Source organism: Sphingobacterium sp. lm-10 (assembly GCF_023554555.1).
Taxonomy (GTDB): domain Bacteria; phylum Bacteroidota; class Bacteroidia; order Sphingobacteriales; family Sphingobacteriaceae; genus Sphingobacterium.
The window spans coordinates 2,256,766-2,278,267 of record NZ_JAMJWC010000001.1; the positions used below are offsets into that span (position 1 = coordinate 2,256,766).

At 42.4% G+C, this 21,502-nt stretch carries 15 protein-coding genes; 14 read left to right on the forward strand and 1 reads right to left on the reverse strand.

The window, feature by feature from the left end; translation table 11 throughout:
- Window positions 1–5: 5 nt before the first annotated feature.
- The 9 genes from M8998_RS09135 (at window position 6) to M8998_RS09175 (ending at window position 11,595) form a co-directional block, all read left to right on the forward strand.
- The gene (locus tag M8998_RS09135; RefSeq protein WP_249992259.1) at window positions 6–2,411 is read left to right on the forward strand and encodes an ABC transporter permease; all 2,406 of its coding nucleotides are present in this window, start codon (window positions 6–8) and stop codon (window positions 2,409–2,411) included.
- Between the two features lie 71 nt (window positions 2,412–2,482).
- Window positions 2,483–4,885, forward strand: coding sequence for an ABC transporter permease (locus M8998_RS09140; RefSeq protein WP_249992260.1), 2,403 nt, complete (start codon window positions 2,483–2,485; stop codon window positions 4,883–4,885).
- A gap of 19 nt (window positions 4,886–4,904) precedes the next feature.
- On the forward strand, window positions 4,905–7,286 hold the full coding sequence (locus tag M8998_RS09145; protein WP_249992261.1) for an ABC transporter permease: 2,382 nt from the start codon (window positions 4,905–4,907) through the stop codon (window positions 7,284–7,286).
- Between the two features lie 111 nt (window positions 7,287–7,397).
- Entirely contained in the window at window positions 7,398–7,745 is a 348-nt protein-coding gene (locus M8998_RS09150; RefSeq protein WP_249992262.1) for a hypothetical protein, read from the forward strand.
- A 114-nt stretch (window positions 7,746–7,859) separates the two neighbouring features.
- A complete protein-coding gene (locus tag M8998_RS09155) occupies window positions 7,860–8,717 on the forward strand; it encodes a helix-turn-helix domain-containing protein (RefSeq protein ID WP_249992263.1) in 858 nt (285 codons plus the stop codon).
- Between the two features lie 14 nt (window positions 8,718–8,731).
- A complete protein-coding gene (locus tag M8998_RS09160; protein ID WP_249992264.1) occupies window positions 8,732–9,376 on the forward strand; it encodes a DUF2911 domain-containing protein in 645 nt (214 codons plus the stop codon).
- Between the two features lie 152 nt (window positions 9,377–9,528).
- Window positions 9,529–9,732 (forward strand): hypothetical protein, encoded by a 204-nt coding sequence (locus tag M8998_RS09165; RefSeq protein WP_249992265.1) that lies wholly within the window; start codon window positions 9,529–9,531, stop codon window positions 9,730–9,732.
- Between the two features lie 156 nt (window positions 9,733–9,888).
- On the forward strand, window positions 9,889–10,449 hold the full coding sequence (locus tag M8998_RS09170; protein WP_249992266.1) for a type 1 glutamine amidotransferase domain-containing protein: 561 nt from the start codon (window positions 9,889–9,891) through the stop codon (window positions 10,447–10,449).
- A gap of 231 nt (window positions 10,450–10,680) precedes the next feature.
- Entirely contained in the window at window positions 10,681–11,595 is a 915-nt protein-coding gene (locus M8998_RS09175) for an NAD(P)/FAD-dependent oxidoreductase (protein WP_249992267.1), read from the forward strand.
- 18 nt (window positions 11,596–11,613) lie between these two features.
- Here M8998_RS09175 and M8998_RS09180 read toward each other — a convergent pair whose 3' ends face one another.
- Window positions 11,614–11,982 (reverse strand): SPFH domain-containing protein, encoded by a 369-nt coding sequence (locus M8998_RS09180; protein WP_249992268.1) that lies wholly within the window; start codon window positions 11,980–11,982, stop codon window positions 11,614–11,616.
- Window positions 11,983–12,220: 238 nt separating this feature from the next.
- On the opposite strand from M8998_RS09180, the gene M8998_RS09185 reads away from it, so the two are divergent.
- The 5 genes from M8998_RS09185 to M8998_RS09205 all read left to right on the forward strand — a co-directional run bounded on the left by M8998_RS09185 (window position 12,221) and on the right by M8998_RS09205 (window position 21,286).
- On the forward strand, window positions 12,221–14,617 hold the full coding sequence (locus M8998_RS09185) for an ABC transporter permease (RefSeq protein ID WP_249992269.1): 2,397 nt from the start codon (window positions 12,221–12,223) through the stop codon (window positions 14,615–14,617).
- 139 nt (window positions 14,618–14,756) lie between these two features.
- Window positions 14,757–15,728, forward strand: a complete 972-nt coding sequence (locus tag M8998_RS09190) for a DUF4097 family beta strand repeat-containing protein (RefSeq protein ID WP_249992270.1) — start codon at window positions 14,757–14,759, stop codon at window positions 15,726–15,728.
- Window positions 15,729–15,742: 14 nt separating this feature from the next.
- Window positions 15,743–18,154, forward strand: a complete 2,412-nt coding sequence (locus tag M8998_RS09195; RefSeq protein WP_249992271.1) for an ABC transporter permease — start codon at window positions 15,743–15,745, stop codon at window positions 18,152–18,154.
- 120 nt (window positions 18,155–18,274) lie between these two features.
- Entirely contained in the window at window positions 18,275–20,653 is a 2,379-nt protein-coding gene (locus M8998_RS09200) for an ABC transporter permease (protein WP_249992272.1), read from the forward strand.
- Window positions 20,654–20,983: 330 nt separating this feature from the next.
- On the forward strand, window positions 20,984–21,286 hold the full coding sequence (locus tag M8998_RS09205) for a GIY-YIG nuclease family protein (RefSeq protein WP_249992273.1): 303 nt from the start codon (window positions 20,984–20,986) through the stop codon (window positions 21,284–21,286).
- Window positions 21,287–21,502: the final 216 nt, after the last annotated feature.

Consider the following 21,502-nt stretch of genomic DNA (forward strand, 5'->3'; position numbering starts at 1 on the left):
ACGCCATGATGTACGCTTTAAAAATTGCTTTACGAACATTGCTTCAGGGAAAAACGAACACGCTAATTGCTATCGGTGGACTTTCCATAGGTATTGTCGTAAGTATGCTGCTCGCTGCGGTTGTGACCGACGAGCTGTCCTATGATAAGCACTGGGCTCGAGCAGACGACCTATATCGTCTGATATCCATCCCACCAGACGAAAGAGACTTACTTTCAAAAAAGAATGGTGCTGCATTTGGCGGTGTAGCGCCAGCCTTGAAAAGCAACTTTCCAGAAATAGAAGAATACAGCACATTGTACCTAAGTCCCATTGATTTTAAGCTGCAAAAAAACGAAGATATTGCCATTAATGTGACCGCTTTATACACCGATACTGCAGTGCAACGGTTATTAGATATACGTCTCATAAAAAGTGATAATCTCACACCCAGTAAAGATGCCACGAAGATTATCATCTCAAAAACCTTCGCCAATACCTATTTTAAAGGGCAAGAAGCTATCGGGAAAACCATTTATGATGTACCCAGATACGACGATGGGTCGAATGAGTATATTATTGCCGGCATTATGCAAGATCTTCCCACAAATTCACATCTACGTACCGATGTGATCATCGTGGAAAATAGAATAGAGAGGGAACTTCGTAAGGATGATAGTGGCATGTACATCCGTCATTACTTACTTTTAAAACCGGGCACCGATCAGCTTGCCTTTCAGGAAAAAATCAATCAATGGTATGCTCAATTTGTTGAGGTCAAAAAACCTACCCAATTTGAGCTCCAGTCCATCCGCGACAGCTATCTAAAAAGTGATTTTGGTGCCTATCAGATCATCAGAGGTAGCCAACAAAATCTCTATATCTACGCAGGTATCGCCGTATTAGTGTTGTTAATGGCATGCATCAACTATGTGAATTTGAGTACGGCACAAGCATCGAGTAGATTAAAGATTACAGGCATAAGAAAAGTACTCGGAGCTTCAAAACATAGCCTAATAGCACAATTCTTATTGGAATCCCTCCTTATGTTTGCCGCCGCTTTGGCTATATCAATAGTGTTTTATCTAATCGCATTACCCTATGTAGAACACTTTATTGGAAACAAAATAGCTTCTGCATACCGTCTAACACATTTTGTGGGCATGGTATTAATTGTCATCGTCATCAGCTTACTTTCTGGTTTATACCCCGCTTGGTTTATAACTAGGTTAGCTGCCAACGGTGTACTTAAAAAATCACTTAAAACAAATAAATCTTCCAAAAGCTATTTACGTTCGACTTTGGTTATCACACAATTCAGTCTCTCCATCATTATACTTGTTGCTATGCTAGTGGTGCAGAGTCAAGTGTACTTTATGAAAAATAAGGAAACCGGAATTGATACCGAAGGACTGATCAGCATTGGGGGAATTTCCTTCGACAACCAGCTGGAGGCCTTCAAAAATAAGTTATACGAACATCCTAATATCATGCACCTTAGCCTATCCAGTTGGTTGCCTACTGATGGACCAGGTTACATGACAAGGTTGGTGGAAGATCCGAAAAACCCACAAAATAAATTCGAGTTATGGTACATTGCAGGCGAACCAAACCTAGCCGAAACATTAGGTTTAAAATTGCGTGAAGGCCGATGGCTTCAACAATCGTTGCCTACCGATGTGATTGACGCAGATGATTTCATTGCCGAGAGCGAAGCGATGAGACCGTGTCTAATGACCGCTACTACCGCCACTTTATTAGACAACCCTAACTTAGGTGAGGTTATCCCGCGCATAAGAACGTTGCTTCCTGTAGGTATAACAGAGGACTTTAGTTCCGAATCACTACACAAAGCGATTGTACCAACAGTCATCGTGGGTTACAAAAACCCTCGTCATAGTGCTGTTTTGATACGTAGCCGTGCTGGTGCAGAAGATCAAGTAATGCGATACATTACACAGGTCTGGAAAGACCTCTATCCAGAAAAATTATTAGAGATGAATCTAGTAAAAGAAACCCTACAGGCTCAATATCAAAAAGAAGAAAAGCTAAAGCAAATATTTACTGCCTCTAGTGCATTAACATTATTCTTAGCAGCCTTAGGGATTCTTGGTTTAATGATAAATATGGTCAGTTTACGTATTCAAGAAATCGGCATACGCAAAGTACTTGGCGCTTCCGTTGCCGGCATTGTAACGATGTTATCTAAGGATTTTATGAAAGTAGTACTGATTGCTATTTTGATTGCCTCCCCTATTGCCTGGTGGGCGATGAATAAATGGCTAGAAGATTTCGCGTACCGCATCGAGATTCAATGGTGGATGTTTGCCATCGCAGGTATATTAGCTGTGCTGGTAGCATTAGCAACTGTTAGTTACCAAGCGATCCGAGCCGCAATAGCCAATCCCGTGGATAGTTTGCGAGACGAGTGAAGAGGTGGGAAATGAGAAGTGCGATTTGATGATTTGGGAATAAGTTAGTAATTAATGCTAAATGCTAAAAAATGATAACGAGCTATCTAAAAACTGCCTGGCGTAACTTTAAGAAAAATAGTCTTTTTTCAGGGATAAATATCCTGGGATTGTCCATTGGATTTGCGGGTTTTATATTATCCTATCAATACATCAATCGGGAGACAAGCTATGATACCTGGAATCCAAATAGGGAGAACATCTATCTAGTTGGATTAACGTACAATGGAGATTACACGGATCAAACGCCACCTTCATTAGCGCCCGCCATTATGGAAGAATTTTCTGAAATCGTGCTAGCCGGTAGAGCAGTGCCATACATGTATGGCTCCTATCCTATTTTCGGAAAAGAAACCGCACGCGTAAAGAATGCCCTCTTAGTGGATTCTGCCGCCGCAACCATCTTCCAAATGAAAACACAGGATGGCAGATTGTTTACGGAATTGGACAAAATAGAAGGCACGATCGCTAATGAGGAGATTTCGGCCCTACTGTTTCACAAAGATTCTCTGCCCACAGCAGAAGCACCAATTGAGTTTAAAGCACTTTCACTAGAGCAAAGTTTTTACGAAACATTTTATGGAATAACAGAAAGACGTAAACCCTCGGTGTTAGCATACGACATGTTGCTAGTCAAGCCTGTTTACGATGAAGTAGAGCACGGCAACTCTTTTACCTTTCAAACCTATATTCAGGTTGAACATAAGACTGATATTGCTGCATTAACAGAAAAAATCAGCCGCTATTATGAACAAAATACCGCCCAACATCATCTAGTAAAATCTTCTGCCTTTGCAAATGGCAAGGTGTATTTGGACCCATTGACCAATCTTCATCTGCAACCAAAACATGGCTCCACCCTGCCATACATTACCATCTGGGTATTAGGTGGATTATCGGTCATCATTCTGATTTTGTCGGCTATCAACTTTACCAATCTGGTCATTGCGCAGTCTGAAAATCGGGCAAAAGAAATTGGTATTAAAAAGTTATTCGGGGTACGGAGAAGTGCTTTGATTGTTCAGTTTATGGTGGAGGTATTTATACAGTGCCTCATTGCCGCAGGGATAGCTTGGTTTGTATTGATTATTTCTAGCAATGCCTTGCAAAAATGGTTTAATGACGACTTATCTGAGTACCTCTATCATACCAATACCCTATGGCAGCTCGGAATAGCAATCGTGATGACTACAGCGATAGCAGGGATCTATCCCGCTTTATTTTTATCGGGCTTCAAGCCAATTGCCATGTTACGAGGTAATAGGCAAACCGCCCATACACGCATTGGCTTTCGCACCGTATTGCTCACCTTTCAATTTGTTATTGCCAGCATCTTTATCTCTGGCATTATCATCATCAATAGCCAACTCGACTATATGCGTTCATCCGAACGGGGATTTGAGACCGAGCAAGTGATTAGTTTCAAGGGTATGTCTCTGGTTTTCGAAGTAGGCAACGATTGGAAAAATGACTTTCGTAGTCGTTTGATAAATAGTGGCAGTATTACGCATGTGGCCACTACTTCGAACAGTCCTGCAGAAGGACAACCGCCCGTCAAAAAGCAATTTCATGGGCCGAAGAGAACTACTGAAGTGGATTTGGTGGGTGTAGATCTGGATTATTTTGACTTATTGTCCATTCCGCTCGTTACTGGCAGAAATACATTAACGCCTGTAGAATTTGAACAGGATACGATCAACCATTTCGCGGTAATCAATGAAAGCATGGCAAAAGCCATGGACATCGACCAGCCGCTCGGACAAAAAATAAGTGGCTGCGACACGCATTTTACCATTATCGGTGTGGTAAAAGACTACAAAGCGTATGGCTTTGAAAACAAAGTAGCTCCAGCAGTTTATAGTTTTAAAGATGAATGTGGTGCTAGCTCGTACAAGCTTGATGTACTAATTCGTGCTGAAAAAGGTAAAACAAAAGAAGCGCTTGCGGCTATGGATGTGGAATGGAAGAAAAACCCGAATTCCGAAAGATTACCACTCGACTACACCTTTATGGATAACAACTACGCACAACTACAAGCAAAAGAAGAACAGCTGAAAAATGTGTCGAGTGCATTTGCTACGATTGCCATTGTCATAGCCGCGTTGGGATTATTTAACTTGACTGCCTACCATGTCACTTCTAAAAGAAAGGAAGTAAGTATCCGGAAAGTACTTGGGGCGAGTATTTTGCAATTGTTTTTTTTACTCAACAAGCCGTTCCTCAAAGTTTTCGTCGTGGCCAATCTTGTGGCCATACCCATCGGTTACTTCTTATTGAAGCGCTGGTTGGAAAACTTTGCTTACCAAATTAATTTAAGTCCCTGGCCCTTTATCATCTCGGCAATAAGTTTAGTAGTCGTGATGTTAATTACCATCAGTATACAGTCGCTGCAAGCCGCAATAGCCAATCCCGTAGATAGCTTGCGAGACGAATAGGCCTTAATTTGTATAACTTATGTTAAGAAATTATTTAAAAGTCACACTTCGAACCCTCACTAGCAATAAGGGGTATACCTTTATCAATATCGTTGGTCTTTCCATCGGCATGGCGGCGGCTATACTGATTATTTTGTGGATACAAAATGAGCTAAGCATGGATCGTTTTCACGAGAAAGCAGATCGTACGTACCTGATATATAACCGGGATCATTATCAGGGAGAATTGTTTGCCTGGAGCTCCACACCAAAGATTCTGGGGCCAACGCTGGCCACAGATTATCAAGATGTAGAAGCGTTTACACGTAGAACAGATGCCGATTTTTTACTAACAGTCGGTGAGAAGAAACTAAAATCCTCTGGTTCCTTAGTAGATCCTGCATTTTTACAGATTTTCTCCTTCCCCTTGCTGGAAGGAAATGCAGAAAATGTATTAGCGAAACCCGAACAGATTGTGCTAACTAAAGAATTTGCCGAACGGTTATTTGGTGAAGCCTCAGTGGTAGGAAAAACAGTTCGTATTGATAGTGTACATCAATTTACTGTAAGTGGTATTCTCGAAGATTTGCCTGCCAACACCTCAATTAAATTTGACTATCTACTTCCCTGGTCTTATATGAAAACACTCGGTTGGGATGATGAACATTGGGGAATCAATTCCATTCAGACCTATGTATTACTTAAGTCCGGAGCGTCACAAGCCGCATTTGATCAAAAGAGTAGAACCATAAAAATAGACCATACCAAGGAAGCAGCCATGCCTTCTACGCAAGAAGTCTTTACCCAGCCATTTTACCGTGACTATCTTTACGGCAAATCGGAGAATGGCCGCTTGGTAGCAGGCAACATAGTTACCGTACGCATGTTTATCATCATTGCTGCATTTATTCTGTTGATTGCTTGTATCAATTTTATGAACCTCAGCACAGCACGCAGTGAACGACGCGCCAAGGAAGTAGGCATTCGCAAGGTAGCCGGTGTAAAACGGAGTGGTCTAATTGCGCAATTCTTGGGAGAGAGTCTTTTCTTAAGCACAATTTCTGGTTTATTTGCAATAATTTTGGTTTCGTTTGTACTGCCTTATTACAATGGTCTTGTACAAGAAGAGCTAACTCTTCCGTTGCAAAATATACGTTTCTGGTTAGGTGGATTGGGATTTGTCCTATTCACCGGACTTCTTGCGGGCAGCTACCCAGCATTTTATCTCTCTTCATTTAATCCGGTGAAGGTACTGAAAGGCACGTTTCGTGCGCCAAAGTCATCTTTAAACCCAAGGAAAGTGCTGGTTACCTTGCAATTTACTTTCGCTATTACATTGATGATTTCTACGGCTATTATTGCGCAGCAAATTCGATACGGTCTGGATCGCGAAGCAGGGTACGACCGGGATCAGCTGATTTATGTATTTATGGAAGGTGAGCTAGATGCGAAGACCGATCTTATCCGTCATGATCTTCAGGAAAAAGAAGCCATTTTGAGCCTGACCAAAAGTTTAAGCCCTATTACCCAGCGTCGGAGCGACAATATGGGCTTTTTATGGGATGGCAGCACTACCGACGACGAACGCGCGAGTTTCATTCTATTTGGATCCGATGCAGACTTTGTTTCCACTATGGGAATTACGCTTGTTGCGGGTCGGGATATTGATATCCGGAAATTTCCCACAGACAGTACGGCGTTGCTCATTAATGAGTCCGCGGCAAAAGCCATGCGATTAGAAGATCCCATTGGGAAAACCGTTCGGAAAAAGGGCGAGGATAGTGCCATGCATATCGTAGGCGTCGTGCAAGATTTTATATTTGAATCTCCGTTTCAAAGTAGGATAGCACCGTTAATGATTAGTGGTCCGGCAAACTATTACGCCAATGTGATGCACTTCCGGTTAAATCCAATCCATACCGCTGCCGCAAACCTAGCAACCATAGAAGAAGTATTAAATACCTACAACCCCGACTATCCATTTGACTATTATTTTGTAGATCAACAATATGCCAAAAAGTTTGGCAGTGCCGAACGCACCTATAAATTAGTCTTATTATTTTCAGCGTTAACGGTAGTTATCTCCTGCCTCGGTCTTTTTGGTCTGGCTACCTACACGGCCGAAAGCCGCACGAAAGAAATTGGAGTACGAAAAGTATTGGGTGCCTCGGTTCCAGATATTACTGTATTGTTATCTAAAGAGTTTCTCCTGTTGATTCTATTGTCATTTTTGATCGCATCTCCTATTGCCTGGTATACCATGGATCAATGGCTGAGTGATTACAGCTACAGAATAGCGATAGCATGGTGGGTGTTTGCGGGAATCGGTCTGCTAGCGATAGCTGTTACCTTGGCAACAGTTAGCTTTCAAGCCATTAAAGCGGCACTGGCTAATCCAGTAAAAAGTTTGCGTCACGAGTAGTCGCGACACCATCCCCCATCATTCGAGTGTTTATTAACTTCTGGTATGCATTATTAAATCTCCTGCCGAAACAATACCTTTGTAGTCGTGAAGCGTTGCATTGTAATCATTATGAGTGTACTACTTTTTGCACAGAGTATATCTGTGTTGGGGGTGTATGCAGGCTTCTATGCGAACAGAGATTACATCTCACAAAATCTTTGTACGTACCGCAACGTAAAAAATTCTGCTTGCGGCGGCGAATGTATTCTGATGAAAAAATTGAAACAGGCACAAGAGCAGCAAGACGAGGCACTTAATCATCTAATGCAGGTATCCACCTACATTTTGCCTCCATTCGACTTCTATTTACCTACTCCGGAACACATTGATCAACCTCAAGATGAGGTGTCATTGTGGTCTCCATCGCAGTATGCATTTTCTTTTCACAGCAGACTATTTCGCCCGCCATTGGCTTAAATTTCTCTGATAACACATACCTCTTTTTATTTTTATTACACAGGAAAGGCTCCGGCAAATATTGCCAGGAAAATCCTTTTACCATACTAAATCCATACGGAGCAAAAACGGGCTATGGAACCAACATTACCCATACTGGAAATTAACAACGTACAGCAAGGTGCTGATCACTTTTGCCTTGTTGACCTAAGTGTTGAGATAGATGCTTTGTTGCAGTTTGAGCAGGTACATCGACCAAACTTTTTTATCATTTTACTGCTGTTACAAGGTACTGCTATGATACATACTGAAGGTCAGCATATTCAACTGAATAGTTACCATGTCTTAGTCAATCGACCATTAGTAGTCAACAGTATGCAATTAAAGACTGGCACTAAAGGCTATTTGATTTGCTTTACAGAAAGCTTTTTCTCCTTGCGCTACAATAGCAATGTGCTACGGCAGTTTGCCTTTTACCAGACACGGCAAATCTATCATTTTGAAATTCCTAAAGAGAATCAGTATAAGTGGCGAACCCTGCTGACCTTTATGTTGCAAGAGAAGAAGCTTGATATACAGCGAAAAAATGCACTACGATCGTACTTGAATATTTTGCTTCACGAAACCCAAAAATGTTATGGCACAGCAGCCCAGAATAATGAGTTAATGCAGTACAATGAAAAGGTGATGCAGTTTATACAGTTGGTAGATCAACATTACGTTCAGCATAAAAACCCATCTTATTATGCAGCAAAATTACATATCTCACAGAGCTATCTGAACAAACTGTGCAAAGGACAACAAGCATTAACTAGCGGACAGATCATTAAACAACGTATCTTGCTGGAGGCAAAAAGGCTTCTAATATACACCAGCAGCTCTATTGCGGAAATTGCTTATAGCTTAGGGTTTGAAAGCCCCTCCTACTTCAACACTTTTTTCAAAAAAGGTGCCGGTGCATCTCCGGAGCGCTACCGTAAACAAGAATCTTAACCCCTTATTTATATATGTTTTACAATAAATCCATTCTATTTAGCCAAGCAGCTCTGTTAATTTTACTTTCTTCTAGTTGCGGAGAACAGAAAAAAAACGATACAGATGCCCAAGCAGACGCTCATAAGCATCATCAAAGTTCCGTATCCAGCAGCAGTCAAGGATATGTGGATAGCTTAAACCGAGGCTTAATCGCTCCAGACACGTTGAAGGGAAGTCCAAAACGCGTTACCATGACCAATGTGGGGACTACACATGTACACCTCACGTATCAGTCGCCCGGCGTGAAGGATCGGGTGATCTGGGGAGGTTTAGTACCGTATGGACAGGTTTGGGTGACAGGAGCCCATATGGCCACCAGCATCCTATTTAGTTCGGACATTGTGATTGATGGGCACACAGTACCAGCCGGCACATATGCTATTTTTACTATTCCTGAAAAAGAAGACTGGACCTTTATCCTAAATAAAAATTACGAACAACATCTGGCAGATGATTACAGTGAGGATGAGGATGTACTACGCACGACCATTCGTCCAAAATCTCACGAGGCGACCCCGAGACTTACATACGTAATTGAAGCTATCGATGAACAAAATGGAGTCGTCAAAATGCTGTGGGAAAATCTGGAAATTGCGGTACCATTTACCACCTCTTAGCTTAAAGCGAGACCTAATCCTGCATCTTCGTAGGTCACGCAGTATTCATCGCTAAATACGGTAACCACCTGAGTACAAACCCCCAAATTGAAATTTGGGGGTAACATTTCTTTCCGCTTCCTGTTCTATACATAAACAAAGCAAGGAATGTTATGAAGAAATCATATTTATTAGCAATAGCAGCAACGGGTATTTTTGGTGCTATATCATGCGCTAATCCCGAAGCACAACGTGGAGATAATTTAGATCACACACCAAATGAGGTAAATCCCATGCCTATGACCGACACTTCAGCTAGAGACACGTTATCGGAAGACTCTCTGAATCCGATGACGGAAACACCAGTTACGCCATAGCTGTTAGTATAATTTATCAGGTTATTAGGCATAAATGCCTATCACACATGTATAGCCATAAAAAGGCATACGGTAAAATCAGTATTAATACAGATAAAATATCCTTTGAGGATACATTGGAATACGATCAGTATATATTAAAAACAATAAGACATTATGGGAAAATTGACAGATAAAAAAATAGCGATATTGACAGAAGATGGTTTTGAAGAGATTGAGTTGACGAGTCCAAAAGAGGCTTTGGAACAAGCAGGCGCAACAGTACACATTATATCTCCAAAAAGCGATTCCGTACGAGCAAAAGAAGGCGATGAATGGAAAGGAGACTATAAAGTAGACAAAGCGCTCGACAGTGCTTCAGCCGATGACTACGATGGACTGCTGATTCCGGGTGGAGTCATTAATCCTGATAAATTAAGAGTAAATGAATCAGCCTTATCTTTTGTAAAAGCCTTCTTCGCGGCAGGAAAACCGGTATCTGCCATTTGCCATGGTCCGCAGGTACTAATTGATGCCGAAGTAGTCGAAGGACGTAAAATCACCTCTGTTGGTGCAATTAAAAGAGATTTGATCAATGCAGGAGCACAGTGGGAAGACAGTGAGGTAGTGACGGATCAAGGTTTAGTAACCAGCCGCACACCGGAAGACCTTCCGGCATTCAACAAAAAAATTGTAGAAGAGTATGCCGAAGGCAAGCATAAAGGTCAGCATGCATAAGTGCACCTTACTTTATGAAGGTACAAAAAGAGGATAGTTCTAAAGAGACTATCCTTTTTTTGTGTTGTTAAAATGCTACTCAACATTCAACTACCGGAGTTATTTAAAAAAATCGTCTACATACATCATATTATGACAATTGCCTGTAAAATATAAAAGCAATTTAATTGCATTTGATGGTTATTCAGAATATCTTTGATGCACTACGAAAAACGTTAAAATTCAACAATTATGACACACGATCAGGTATTCGACACCATCATAATAGGCGGAAGTTATGCAGGACTATCTGCGGCTATGGCATTAGGCAGGTCGTTGAGAAATGTTTTAATTATTGACAACGGGAGGCCCTGTAATCGCCAAACGCCACATTCTCACAATTTTCTAACACAGGACGGTAAGACTCCTGCAGAAATCTCGGCAATAGCGAGAGAACAGGTAGCACAGTATAATACCATTGAGTTTGCGTCCGACTCCGTAGTCACAGCTAGCCAATTGAATGGGCTTTTTGTAGTTGATACAGCGAATGGATTACACTATCAAACACGGAAGCTAATCCTAGCTACAGGTATCCGGGACATTATGCCAGAGATCCCTGGTTTCTCTGAATGTTGGGGAGTATCGGTGATTCATTGTCCTTACTGTCATGGATATGAGTTTCGCAGAAAACGCACGGGTATTCTTGTGCCCGAGGATCCAACAGCTGCCATTCATCTGTCTGGTTTGGTCAAAAATCTTACTTCGTATGTCACCCTATTCACCAATGGCAACACTCCGTTTGATGCAACGCAGCTAATGAATTTTGAGGAGCTTAATATCAAGGTTAACACGCAAAAAATCAGTAAAATTCAGCATCAAGATGGCAATTTGCAACAGTTACGGTTAGAAAATGGAGAAATGATTGCATTAGACGCGCTGTATGCACGAGTGCCATTTGATCTACATCATACAATTGGAGAGCAACTCGGCTGCAGTAAAACCGAGATGGGACTGCTACAAGTCGATGCTTTCCAAAAAACAACTGCTTCTGGTGTATATGCATGTGGGGATATTTCCAACCCAATGCGTTCGGTAGCTAGTGCTGTATATACGGGTAACTTAGCAGGCGCCATGGTCAATATGGCGCTCTGCGAAGCTAAACCTTAACCTACGGACTCCATGAAGTTATCTATCGGCACGCGTACCAGCTTCCAAAATTGGAATATTGGCTTCGGTTGGCACGTAGATAACTTGGTTGATCTTGCCCGCCTTTAGGGCTTCACCAAATGCACCAATAAATTCTTGTTTACGGTATTCGGGGTAGCGCTGTGCCGCCTCGCCCATGATTTTGATCGCTTCTGCCTGCAAGAGTGCGGCATCCTTTTCTGCGCGCGCCTGCTCAATTAGAATCTGACGGGATTGCGTAGCTTCTGCTAAACGAGCCCGGCCTGCCATTTCCTGTTGCCATACATTATATCGTGGCAAACCAAACATTAATCCCAAGATGATTCCAATAGCTACTACTACAATCACTACTAAGTTGAGTACTTTCATATATTTTTTAGGTATTGACTATAAGATACAGAATTATTGGCAGAGATCAAACAGCTGTTCGGTATCGAACGAAAATTTGTCCGGTATCGAACACTATTCAACCCCATAAAATTACACAAAAAACTAATTATCAACTATTTAAATATTAGGTGTCAAATTTGGTACGACCTTATCGGCGTAGCGCTGCACGAGAAGTGTAGTTAGCAACGTCCACTTAAAAACCAGAAAATAACGACGCATGACATCGCATATCAAAACAGCCTGGCGCAATATCATCAACAATAAACTCTTCAGTCTATTAAATATAGTTGGTTTGGCTACGGCTTTTGCAGTTACGATTCTACTCCTGTCCTTTGTTTGGAAAGAAACAAGCTACGATAAGTTTCACAACAATTGGCGACATATCTATCGCGTAAATACAGAATTCGATTCAGAGTACAACAATATCAAAACGCCTCAATTACCCAACTCTGTTGCGCCCGCCATGCTGGCCGAAGTACCGGGAGTAAAAAATACCACACGCTTAGTAAAACGCGATTTCGGCACGATTGCTTCTATTCGTGTAGGCGACCAGACCTTTAGTGAGTCTGCGTTGTATTTAGCGGACTCTAGCCTATTCCAGATTTTCGACTTCCATTTCATTGAGGGCGATGCACGCCAGGTGTTTGATAATCCAAAAAATATAGTAATTTCTGCATCCACGCGTGATAAAATTTTTGGAGAACGTTTGGTAGTAGATGAACTATTGACTATCAATAATCAAGATACCATGCGTGTGGCAGGCGTATTTCAGGATCTTCCAGAAAATAGCACCTTGAACTGCAATATGGTATACAACATTATGGATAGCTGGATGGGCCAAAACGTGTACTGGTCTAATGCCAGCTATGACACGTACTGCTTGTTGGACCCTACTGCAGATCCAAGCCTAGTGGAGCAGCAAACCGATGCCTTACTGGATAAATACATGTCAGACAATCGTTTTCTAAAGCGGCTCTTCTTACAGCCATTGGCAAATGTGCATCTGTATTCCACTGATTTACAAGATTGGGACTCCGTACGCTCTGGAAATCATGTTACCATAAAGCTAGCAGTACTTCTCGCTGCAATTACATTACTTATTGCCTGCATCAATTATATGAATTTGGCTACAGCGCGTTCTTCCAAAAATGCGAAAGATGTCGGTGTATCTAAAGTGTTGGGTGCTACGGGCAAACAGGTCGTTGCGAGATTCTATACTGAAGCAGCCTTGGTAACGCTATTGGCTATTGTACTGGGGTACGGAATGGCGCTATTGTTGGCTCCTTATTTCGAAAAAATTACGCAAACAAGCTGGAGTTATCAGGCATTATGGAATCCACAATTATTGGGTATTACCTTCGCACTTTGGATAGGCATCACACTATTGGCAGGTAGTTACCCTGCTTATTATATGAATAGGATTAGTCCTCTCATCTTGATGAACAAAAGCGCCCTAAAGAATGTATTTGCTAATCGCATGCGCCGTATTTTGGTAGTGTGCCAATTCACGGCTTCTATTATTCTATTAGCTTCCATTATTATCATAGCACAGCAAATGCGCTATGTTCAACAGAAAGACCTGGGTTACAAGCCTGAAGGGATGGTTGCTGTCTCCATCAATTCTGTCTCTTCCAAAGCACAATTCCAATCTTTAAGCGACGGGCTTCGTAGTCTGGCTTCTACGACTGATTTGGTAGCGGCACAAAGCTTGATGGGTATGCGCGAGAGTGGAAAAAATGTCTCCAAAAGAGTTACCGATAAAAACGGCTTGGATGTATTGACAAATAGTGTCAATGGACCGATAGCAGGAACCTTCCAATTAGCCCTTTTAGCAGGAAAAGATTTGCCAGCAAATTTATCGCCGACTGATACCAACTGCTATGTAATAATTAATGAGACCGTATCAAAATATTTAGGCTACGCCAATCCCGAAGATGCGATCGGCCAGCCAATCATTACAGAAATGCGGCCTAATAGTTCCATCATATCTGGTGTATCGACAGACTTCAACTATACTTCGCTAAAAGAATCAGTTGGTGGCTACCTTTATTATCGTATGAATCGGCCATCAGAGTCCCAACAATATCTATTCGTTCGTTTTCAGGCAGCACAGGTCAGTACTTTTTTGGATCAGGTGCAAGAGGTGTTCAAGCAGCATGTACCAGATGGCGCATTTGTGTATGAATTTACAGATGAACATGTAGCTCGCATGTATAAAGATGAAACACGCACGGCCAATATCACAGGGCTGTTCTCCGGACTAGCTATTTTGATCTCCTGCCTAGGCTTATTTGGCCTGGCCAGTTCTACCGCCGAGCAGCGTATCAAGGAAATTGGAATCCGTAAGGTATTGGGTTCCAGCGTAAGTAGCGTCGTACTCTTACTCTCAAAAGATTTCATTAAATTGGTGTGTTTATCAATTGTCATCGCCACACCAATATCCTGGTGGGCGATGCACAATTGGTTATCCGATTTTTCGTACCGTATCCAATTAGAATGGTGGGTATTCGGCGTAGCAGGACTCGCTGCTTTGCTAATAGCATTATTAACCATCAGTGGGCAGGCACTTCGTGCAGCCCTCACGAATCCAATCCAAAGCTTACGTAATGAGTAGGCACATCAAGTAAAATATTCACGTTCTGCAAGCACAAACACCGATGAATATTCTATATGGCCTCTGAAAGACAAATAAAACACATATAACTTATCAGTATAAATAACAACTATTTTATTCAAACAAACACCACCAAATTATGCGTTACCTTATCTTAACCACGCTTTTCTTTGTTAGTCTTTTCGGATTACAAGCACAACAAAAAAACCTGTCTTACACGCAGAAGAAATTTTCTGCATCAAGCATTAAATCACTTGACGCCAGCACGGTTGGCGGCTCCATCCGTGTAGAAGGCACCAGTGGAGAAGCTTCTGTAGATGTTATCTTGAATCCCAACGGCAATAAGCTGCTTTCTGGAAACGGAGATCTAAAATCTTTATTTGAAAAAGAATACGACCTGGAGTTGGGCATGAAAGGCGGCACATTAGTCGCGAAGGTGAAACGCAAATCTGGCCGTAGTGGCAACAACCCGCTATCAGTATCGTACATAATCCATGTACCTACCAAAGTGACTTCACAGGTAAAAACCGCTGGCGGTAGCATTAGCATGAGCAACCTAACCGGTGACCAGAATTTCGCTACTTCCGGAGGTAGCTTAACGTTGACCAGTCTGAATGGTAACATAAACGGCAGAACATCTGGTGGAAGCATTACTGCAAAATCTTCAAAAGGCACTATTCAAATTTCTACTTCAGGAGGATCGATCACGATGGAGCAATTGAACGGTACTATCGTAGCAAAAACCTCTGGCGGATCAATTACCGGAAAGCAAGTCGTAGGAAAGCTAGACGCTTCTACTTCCGGAGGATCCATCAAATTAGAAAATTCAGAAGGAGATATTCAGGCGGCTACATCGGGTGGCAGCGTTACCGCATCACTTACTAAAATAACGAATCCGGTGAGATTAAGCACGAGCGCAGGAAGCATTAACCTGAGTTTGCCAAAAGGCGGCTATGACTTGGACTTGAGCGGCAACAAAGTGAATATCGACAACTTGCAAAACTTTTCAGGAAGTACTAAAAGAGATAAAGTAAAAGGCAGTGTAAATGGAGGTGGACACAGTGTGACGGCGACTACTTCTGCCGGATCAGTGAACCTAAACTGGCTATAAAAACCCGTATCAACATGCAAAATTACCTCAAAACAGCCTGGCGAAACATTCGGCGCCAAAAAAGCTTTGCTGCGATCCATGTACTTGGCATGGGAGTAGCTATTGGAGTGGCTACCCTATTGTTTTTAACGGCTATGTTTGAGTTGTCTTTCGACGATCAGCATCAAGATCGTGATCGCATCGGTATGCTTTACTTCCAGTCAAATCCTGTAGAGGGTTTGACCCACGCTGATCCCATGCCTACGCCATTGGCTCCAACATTAAAGGCGGAGATCACAGGTTTGGAAGGCGTATCCCGCTGTTACAATGGTGGGCTTCTCTTTCGGAATGGAGATAAGCAACTAAGCTCTGATAGCAAATTTGTTGACCCCGACTTTCTAACCATCTTCGACTTCGCCTTGGAGTCAGGCTCAGACAATGCACTGAAGGATTTGGATAACATCGTAATCACTGATAAGCTGGCCAACTCGTTATTCGGCAAAAGTAATGTGGTAGGGCAATCCGTTGAGGTATACCTCAACGGCGCCTGGACCACCAAGATCATATCTGCCTTACTAGCGGACATCCCAAAGAATTCTAGCCTACAATTTTCTTCTTTAATCCGTTTTGAACACAAGCCAAACTACATAAATAACATAGAACATTGGAATCATAATGATCACAAAGTGTTTGTGAAGACGGGTTTGCCAATAAAAGAAACCGCTGTATTTGGTAGCCAAGCCAGACCATTTATCGACAGCCATTTTAAAACACAAACAGATGAATTGAAAAGAGACGGTGCCACCGCGGATGTAAACGGAGATTATATCACGTTGCAAGCCCTTCCTTTTAGTGATTATCACTTGAATGATCTTGGTTTAGGGGACGCTGGATCGACCACTTTCCCTTGGATGTTGATCGGAATTGCCGGATTGATGGTTTTCATCGCCTGTTCCAATTTTATCAACTTATCTTTAGCCAATTCCATCACTCGTAAACGCGAAGTAGGCACTAGAAAAACGCTCGGTAGTACTAATGGACAGTTAATTACGCAATTTTGGGTGGAATCTCTTTTGATAACTGCTGCTGCGCTACTCTTTGGGTTGCTACTGGCCTGGGTAATACTACCCCAATACAATGCGAACATGGGATACAGCCTGAAGATGGCAGAATTGTTTAATTCCGTCAACCTCACTTTATTTACGTTGACCTTTCTATTGATTGCATTGATTGCCGGAGGCTATCCAGCCTGGAAAAATGCACAATCTAATGTGATCGAGGCTTTGAAAGGAACCTCATCGGGCAGCACCAAGCATGGCCTGCGAAACACCCTAACCGTAGTACAATTTGCCATTGCCACGTTTATGATCATTGGTACGATTGTAATCAGCACACAGTTGAGCTACCTATCCAATCGTTCGCTTGGATACAATAAAACAGAAGTGATCAGCATACCTATAGGTAGTGGCATCGACCATCAACAAGCGCTGGAAAGGATGCGAGCCGACTTAGCAAAAGTTCCTTTTGTAACTCATGTCACAGGTACAGATATCAACATGGGGCGTGGCCGAGATGGTAGTACTTCCAATTCAAAGATTGGGTTCGACCACGAAGGCCGCGGAGTTACTACGCATTTTCTGCGGGTCGATTACGACTATTTGGATGCGCTAGATATCGATTTATTGGCTGGACGAGATTTTTCACGCACGTTTGGAACGGATACGAGTGCTATCATTATCAATGAACAAATGGCGGCATCACTAGGTGGAATAAATGATATTATTGGGAAAAAGATCGACATTGACGGCACACCAACCATAATCGGTGTAGTCAAAGATTTTAACTTTAAAGACCTCAGACAACGTATCGAGCCATTAACTATGTCCATAAATCCAAGTACTGGTTTTGATATAGAATACATCTTCGTGCGCGTGCAAACCGACAATTTGGCGGTGGCTTTGCGTGAGGTAGAACAAGTTTGGAAAAACATCAATCCGAAGGCGTCCAGTGAAGCTTCCTATCTGGATGAAAACACTGAAAATTTATACAAAAGAGATCGTCGCTTTGCTCATATTATCGTAGGCGGAGCAGTCATTGCCATCGTAATATCGTGCATGGGATTATTTGCGATCGCACTTTTAAGTATCAATCAACGGGTGAAAGAGATCGGTATCCGGAAGGTATTGGGTTCTAGTGTATCTGGCATTGTGCTATTGTTATCAAAAGATTTTGTCCTATTGGTATTAGTGGCCTTACTAATCGCATCTCCACTGGCTTGGTGGGGTATGCATCGCTGGTTGGATGGATTTGCCTACCGAATAGATATTTCCTGGTGGATCTTTGCGCTTGCAGGCATTATTTCTTTGGTTATTGCACTCGTAACGGTTAGTGGACAAGCCATTCGCGCGGGTCTGCAAAATCCAGTGAAGAGTTTGAGAGATGAGTAAAGAAGTGAGAAATAGGAAGCAAGAAATCATCCGCAGGTATGCTTATCCTGCGGAATCGCAACACACACCTCATGCATAAATACTAGCTACTAAATAGTCAAATCGAAATACGTACTACCTATGTGGAATAACTACCTCAAAATCATGTATCGGAACCTTTGGCGGTACAAAGCTTATTCTTTGCTCAACATTCTGGGGCTTTCGATCGGGTTAGCTTCCACTTTTATGATTCTATTGTGGGTAAACCACGAGCGCAGTTACGACCAATTCCACGAAAGCGCCGTACAAACCTACCGATTGACCAGTGGTGTGTCAAAGGATTTTGTGGCCGCAACTACTCCTCCACCATTAGGTGAGGACTTGGCGACTAAAATTCCTGGCATAAAAGATTACCTACGCCTCACGCATAGAGTAAGTCATTTATTCGAAAACGAAGGAAAAAAGTTTGAAGAGAAAGAAGGTTTTTATGCCGATTCCAACTTTCTCTCGTTCTTCTCATTTACCGTGCTGAAGGGCGATCCCGCTACCGCATTGCAAAATCCGGACGCCATCCTGCTCACGGAAAAGATGGCCACCAAATACTTCGGGAGTACAGATGTAGTGGGTAAAACATTGACCCGGGATAATAAAACAACTTTTAAAGTATCGGCAGTATTAGCCGACCTTCCAAGTAACTCTCACTTACAATTTGACTACATTCTACCGATTTCGGCTTTGAACGAGGGTGACTGGAAATTTCCGAGTCAAAATTGGAGTAATTTCATTTACTACACCTATTTGCAACTGGATGAACATCTTACGCCTTCGGAAGATGCTCTATCCAGTTTAACGGCAGACATTACCCGTCAATACAGAACGCATGTGGATGGCGCCATATCAAAAACTATTTTCACACTCCAACCATTGTCAGCTATTCATTTGCATTCTCAAAACTTTCAGGTAGATGTAGCCGTACATGGACATTATCAGTATGTCAGCACGCTATCCTTGGTGGGTCTGTTTATTCTGATTGTGGCCTGCATCAATTTCATGAACCTATCTACCGCACGTTCCGCGAGGCGTGCCAGAGAGGTAGGTCTTCGGAAAATAGTAGGCGCAGAGCGGCGGCAATTGATCACACAATTTTTAGGAGAATCCTTATTTATCACTACCCTTTCCGTGATCATCGCCCTGGCACTAGTCATGTTATTATTGCCGGTATTCGAGGTCTTGGTAGGCAAAGATTTATCGATCTCGCTATTCAGTTCAGAAATAGCGTGGTACTTACTAGCTATTGTTATTTTTACCGGTCTATTTGCGGGCAGCTATCCGGCAATCTACCTATCTGGCTTTCAACCACTCAACATTTTAAAAGGAATTCTAACGGCTCAACAGAGCGGTCATCGCCTTTTTAGAAATGGTTTGGTCGTATTACAGTTTGTGGTGTCTATCTTTTTACTCGTGGGCACTCTCGTTATTTACAAACAGTTGGAGTTCATTAAAAACCGAGACAACGGTTTTGATCAATCCAATCTTCTGTACGTCAGCATGAGTGGCGAGATTTGGAGAAAACAAGAAACTTGGAAGAATGCTTTAGCAGCAAATCCTTTAACCAGTAATTTCACGATCACCGATGCACTGCCCTCGAACTTGGTCAGTGGAACAATAGATTACTGGTGGGAAGGCAAAGATCCCAATTCTGAATTAATAGTGCCAATGATGGATGTCGACGGAGATTTTATTACCGTTTTTGGAATGGAACTGTTGGCAGGACGTACTTTCTCTAAGCTTTTTACGGATTCTAGCAGCTATATGATCAATGAAAGCATGGCTGTAGTAATGGGATTAACGCCCGAGGAAGCTATCGGAAGGCCTTTTACAGTGTGGAGCAAAAAAGGAAATATTGTAGGTGTCGTGAAGGACTTCAACTTCAAACCGGTTAGTCAATCGGTTGGGCCACTGATGTTGCAATACAACGAGTGGGGTGGGATGGCGGTAATACGTACACAGCCCGGGAAGCTAGAAGCCACTTTGGCTGCTGTCAAAGCACTGAATACCGAATTAAATCCAGACTACCCTTTTAATTATGGCTTTTTCGATGAAGAACTGTCTCGGCTGTACGAGAGCGAACAACGTCTAAGTAAGTTATTTGCGGTATTTGCAGCACTTGGTATATTCATTTCTTGTTTAGGTTTGTACGGTTTGTCGGCATTCATGGCCGAACAACGTTTTAAAGAAATTGGTATCCGGAAAGTGTTAGGTTCGTCTATTGTAGGTATCATTACACTTTTAAGCACAAACTTCATTGGACTCTTGGCGTTAGCCATCCTTATTGCGATTCCAATCGCTTGGTATGGCGCTGTGCAATGGCTGAATGGCTTTGCTTATCGAATTGATATGAGTATTTGGATTGCGGCCTTGGCATCTGCCATCGCTCTGACCATTGCATTATTAACGATAGGATACGAATCGGTAAAAGCGGCTTTGATGAATCCAACGCGTAGTCTTCGTGATGATTAAAAGATTGCCGCACCTTCGTCCCTCCGGTTCGCAATGACGAAGTCTGGAGGTTTAGTACTCACCGTCATTGCGAGGAGGTACGACGTGGCAATCTTTACAACCTGATGGATCGCCCGACCTACGTCATTGGTGATGGATTGTCACACCTTCGTACCCCAGGGTCGCAAGGATGAAGCCTGGAGGTTTAATACTCATCGTCATTGCGAGGAGGTACGACGCGGCAATCTTTACAACCTGATAGATTAATGCACTTACTATCTTTGATGATGGATTGCCGCACCTTCGAAGAGAACTGATCTGAAAAAAGAATAGAAATTAATATCTTTAATCATGGAACGAGGCGGCTGCGTTTACATCATAACTAATTATACCCACACGACATTATACACAGGGGTGACTTCCGATTTGCAAGGCAGAATATATGCGCACATCCACGGCTTATTTCCTAATTCATTTTCTAAAAAGTATAAGCTCTATAAACTGGTATATTACAACTTCTTCTCCACTATTGAAGATGCGATTGCAGAGGAAAAAAGAATTAAAGCAGGTAGTAGAGCAAAAAAAGAATCGTTAATAAATGAGGTTAATCCAAATTGGTCCGACTTATATGAGACGGAAGTAAAACACTGGTAAGGATAAGTTAGAATATGCCCGTCATTGCGAGGAGGTACGACGTGGCAATCCTTACAACCTGATGGATCATGCACTTACTATCTTCGGTGATGGATTGCCGCACCTTCGTCTCTCAGGTTCGCAATGACGAAACCTGGAGGTTTAGTACTGCACTATCATGCTTCGCGTTTGCTATGGAGGCTCATCAAGTCCATTTCAAGTGCGGCCCGGCAATCG

Excerpts from the sequence above, each read along its gene's own strand:
- M8998_RS09135 (WP_249992259.1), top strand. The coding sequence starts at position 6 with ATGATGTACGCTTTAAAAATTGCTTTACGAACATTGCTTCAGGGAAAA.
- M8998_RS09140 (WP_249992260.1), top strand. The coding sequence starts at position 2,483 with ATGATAACGAGCTATCTAAAAACTGCCTGGCGTAACTTTAAGAAAAAT.
- M8998_RS09145 (WP_249992261.1), top strand. The coding sequence starts at position 4,905 with ATGTTAAGAAATTATTTAAAAGTCACACTTCGAACCCTCACTAGCAAT.
- M8998_RS09150 (WP_249992262.1), top strand. The coding sequence starts at position 7,398 with ATGAGTGTACTACTTTTTGCACAGAGTATATCTGTGTTGGGGGTGTAT.
- M8998_RS09155 (WP_249992263.1), top strand. The coding sequence starts at position 7,860 with ATGGAACCAACATTACCCATACTGGAAATTAACAACGTACAGCAAGGT.
- M8998_RS09160 (WP_249992264.1), top strand. The coding sequence starts at position 8,732 with ATGTTTTACAATAAATCCATTCTATTTAGCCAAGCAGCTCTGTTAATT.
- M8998_RS09165 (WP_249992265.1), top strand. The coding sequence starts at position 9,529 with ATGAAGAAATCATATTTATTAGCAATAGCAGCAACGGGTATTTTTGGT.
- M8998_RS09170 (WP_249992266.1), top strand. The coding sequence starts at position 9,889 with ATGGGAAAATTGACAGATAAAAAAATAGCGATATTGACAGAAGATGGT.
- M8998_RS09175 (WP_249992267.1), top strand. The coding sequence starts at position 10,681 with ATGACACACGATCAGGTATTCGACACCATCATAATAGGCGGAAGTTAT.
- M8998_RS09180 (WP_249992268.1), bottom strand. The coding sequence starts at position 11,982 with ATGAAAGTACTCAACTTAGTAGTGATTGTAGTAGTAGCTATTGGAATC.
- M8998_RS09185 (WP_249992269.1), top strand. The coding sequence starts at position 12,221 with ATGACATCGCATATCAAAACAGCCTGGCGCAATATCATCAACAATAAA.
- M8998_RS09190 (WP_249992270.1), top strand. The coding sequence starts at position 14,757 with ATGCGTTACCTTATCTTAACCACGCTTTTCTTTGTTAGTCTTTTCGGA.
- M8998_RS09195 (WP_249992271.1), top strand. The coding sequence starts at position 15,743 with ATGCAAAATTACCTCAAAACAGCCTGGCGAAACATTCGGCGCCAAAAA.
- M8998_RS09200 (WP_249992272.1), top strand. The coding sequence starts at position 18,275 with ATGTGGAATAACTACCTCAAAATCATGTATCGGAACCTTTGGCGGTAC.
- M8998_RS09205 (WP_249992273.1), top strand. The coding sequence starts at position 20,984 with ATGGAACGAGGCGGCTGCGTTTACATCATAACTAATTATACCCACACG.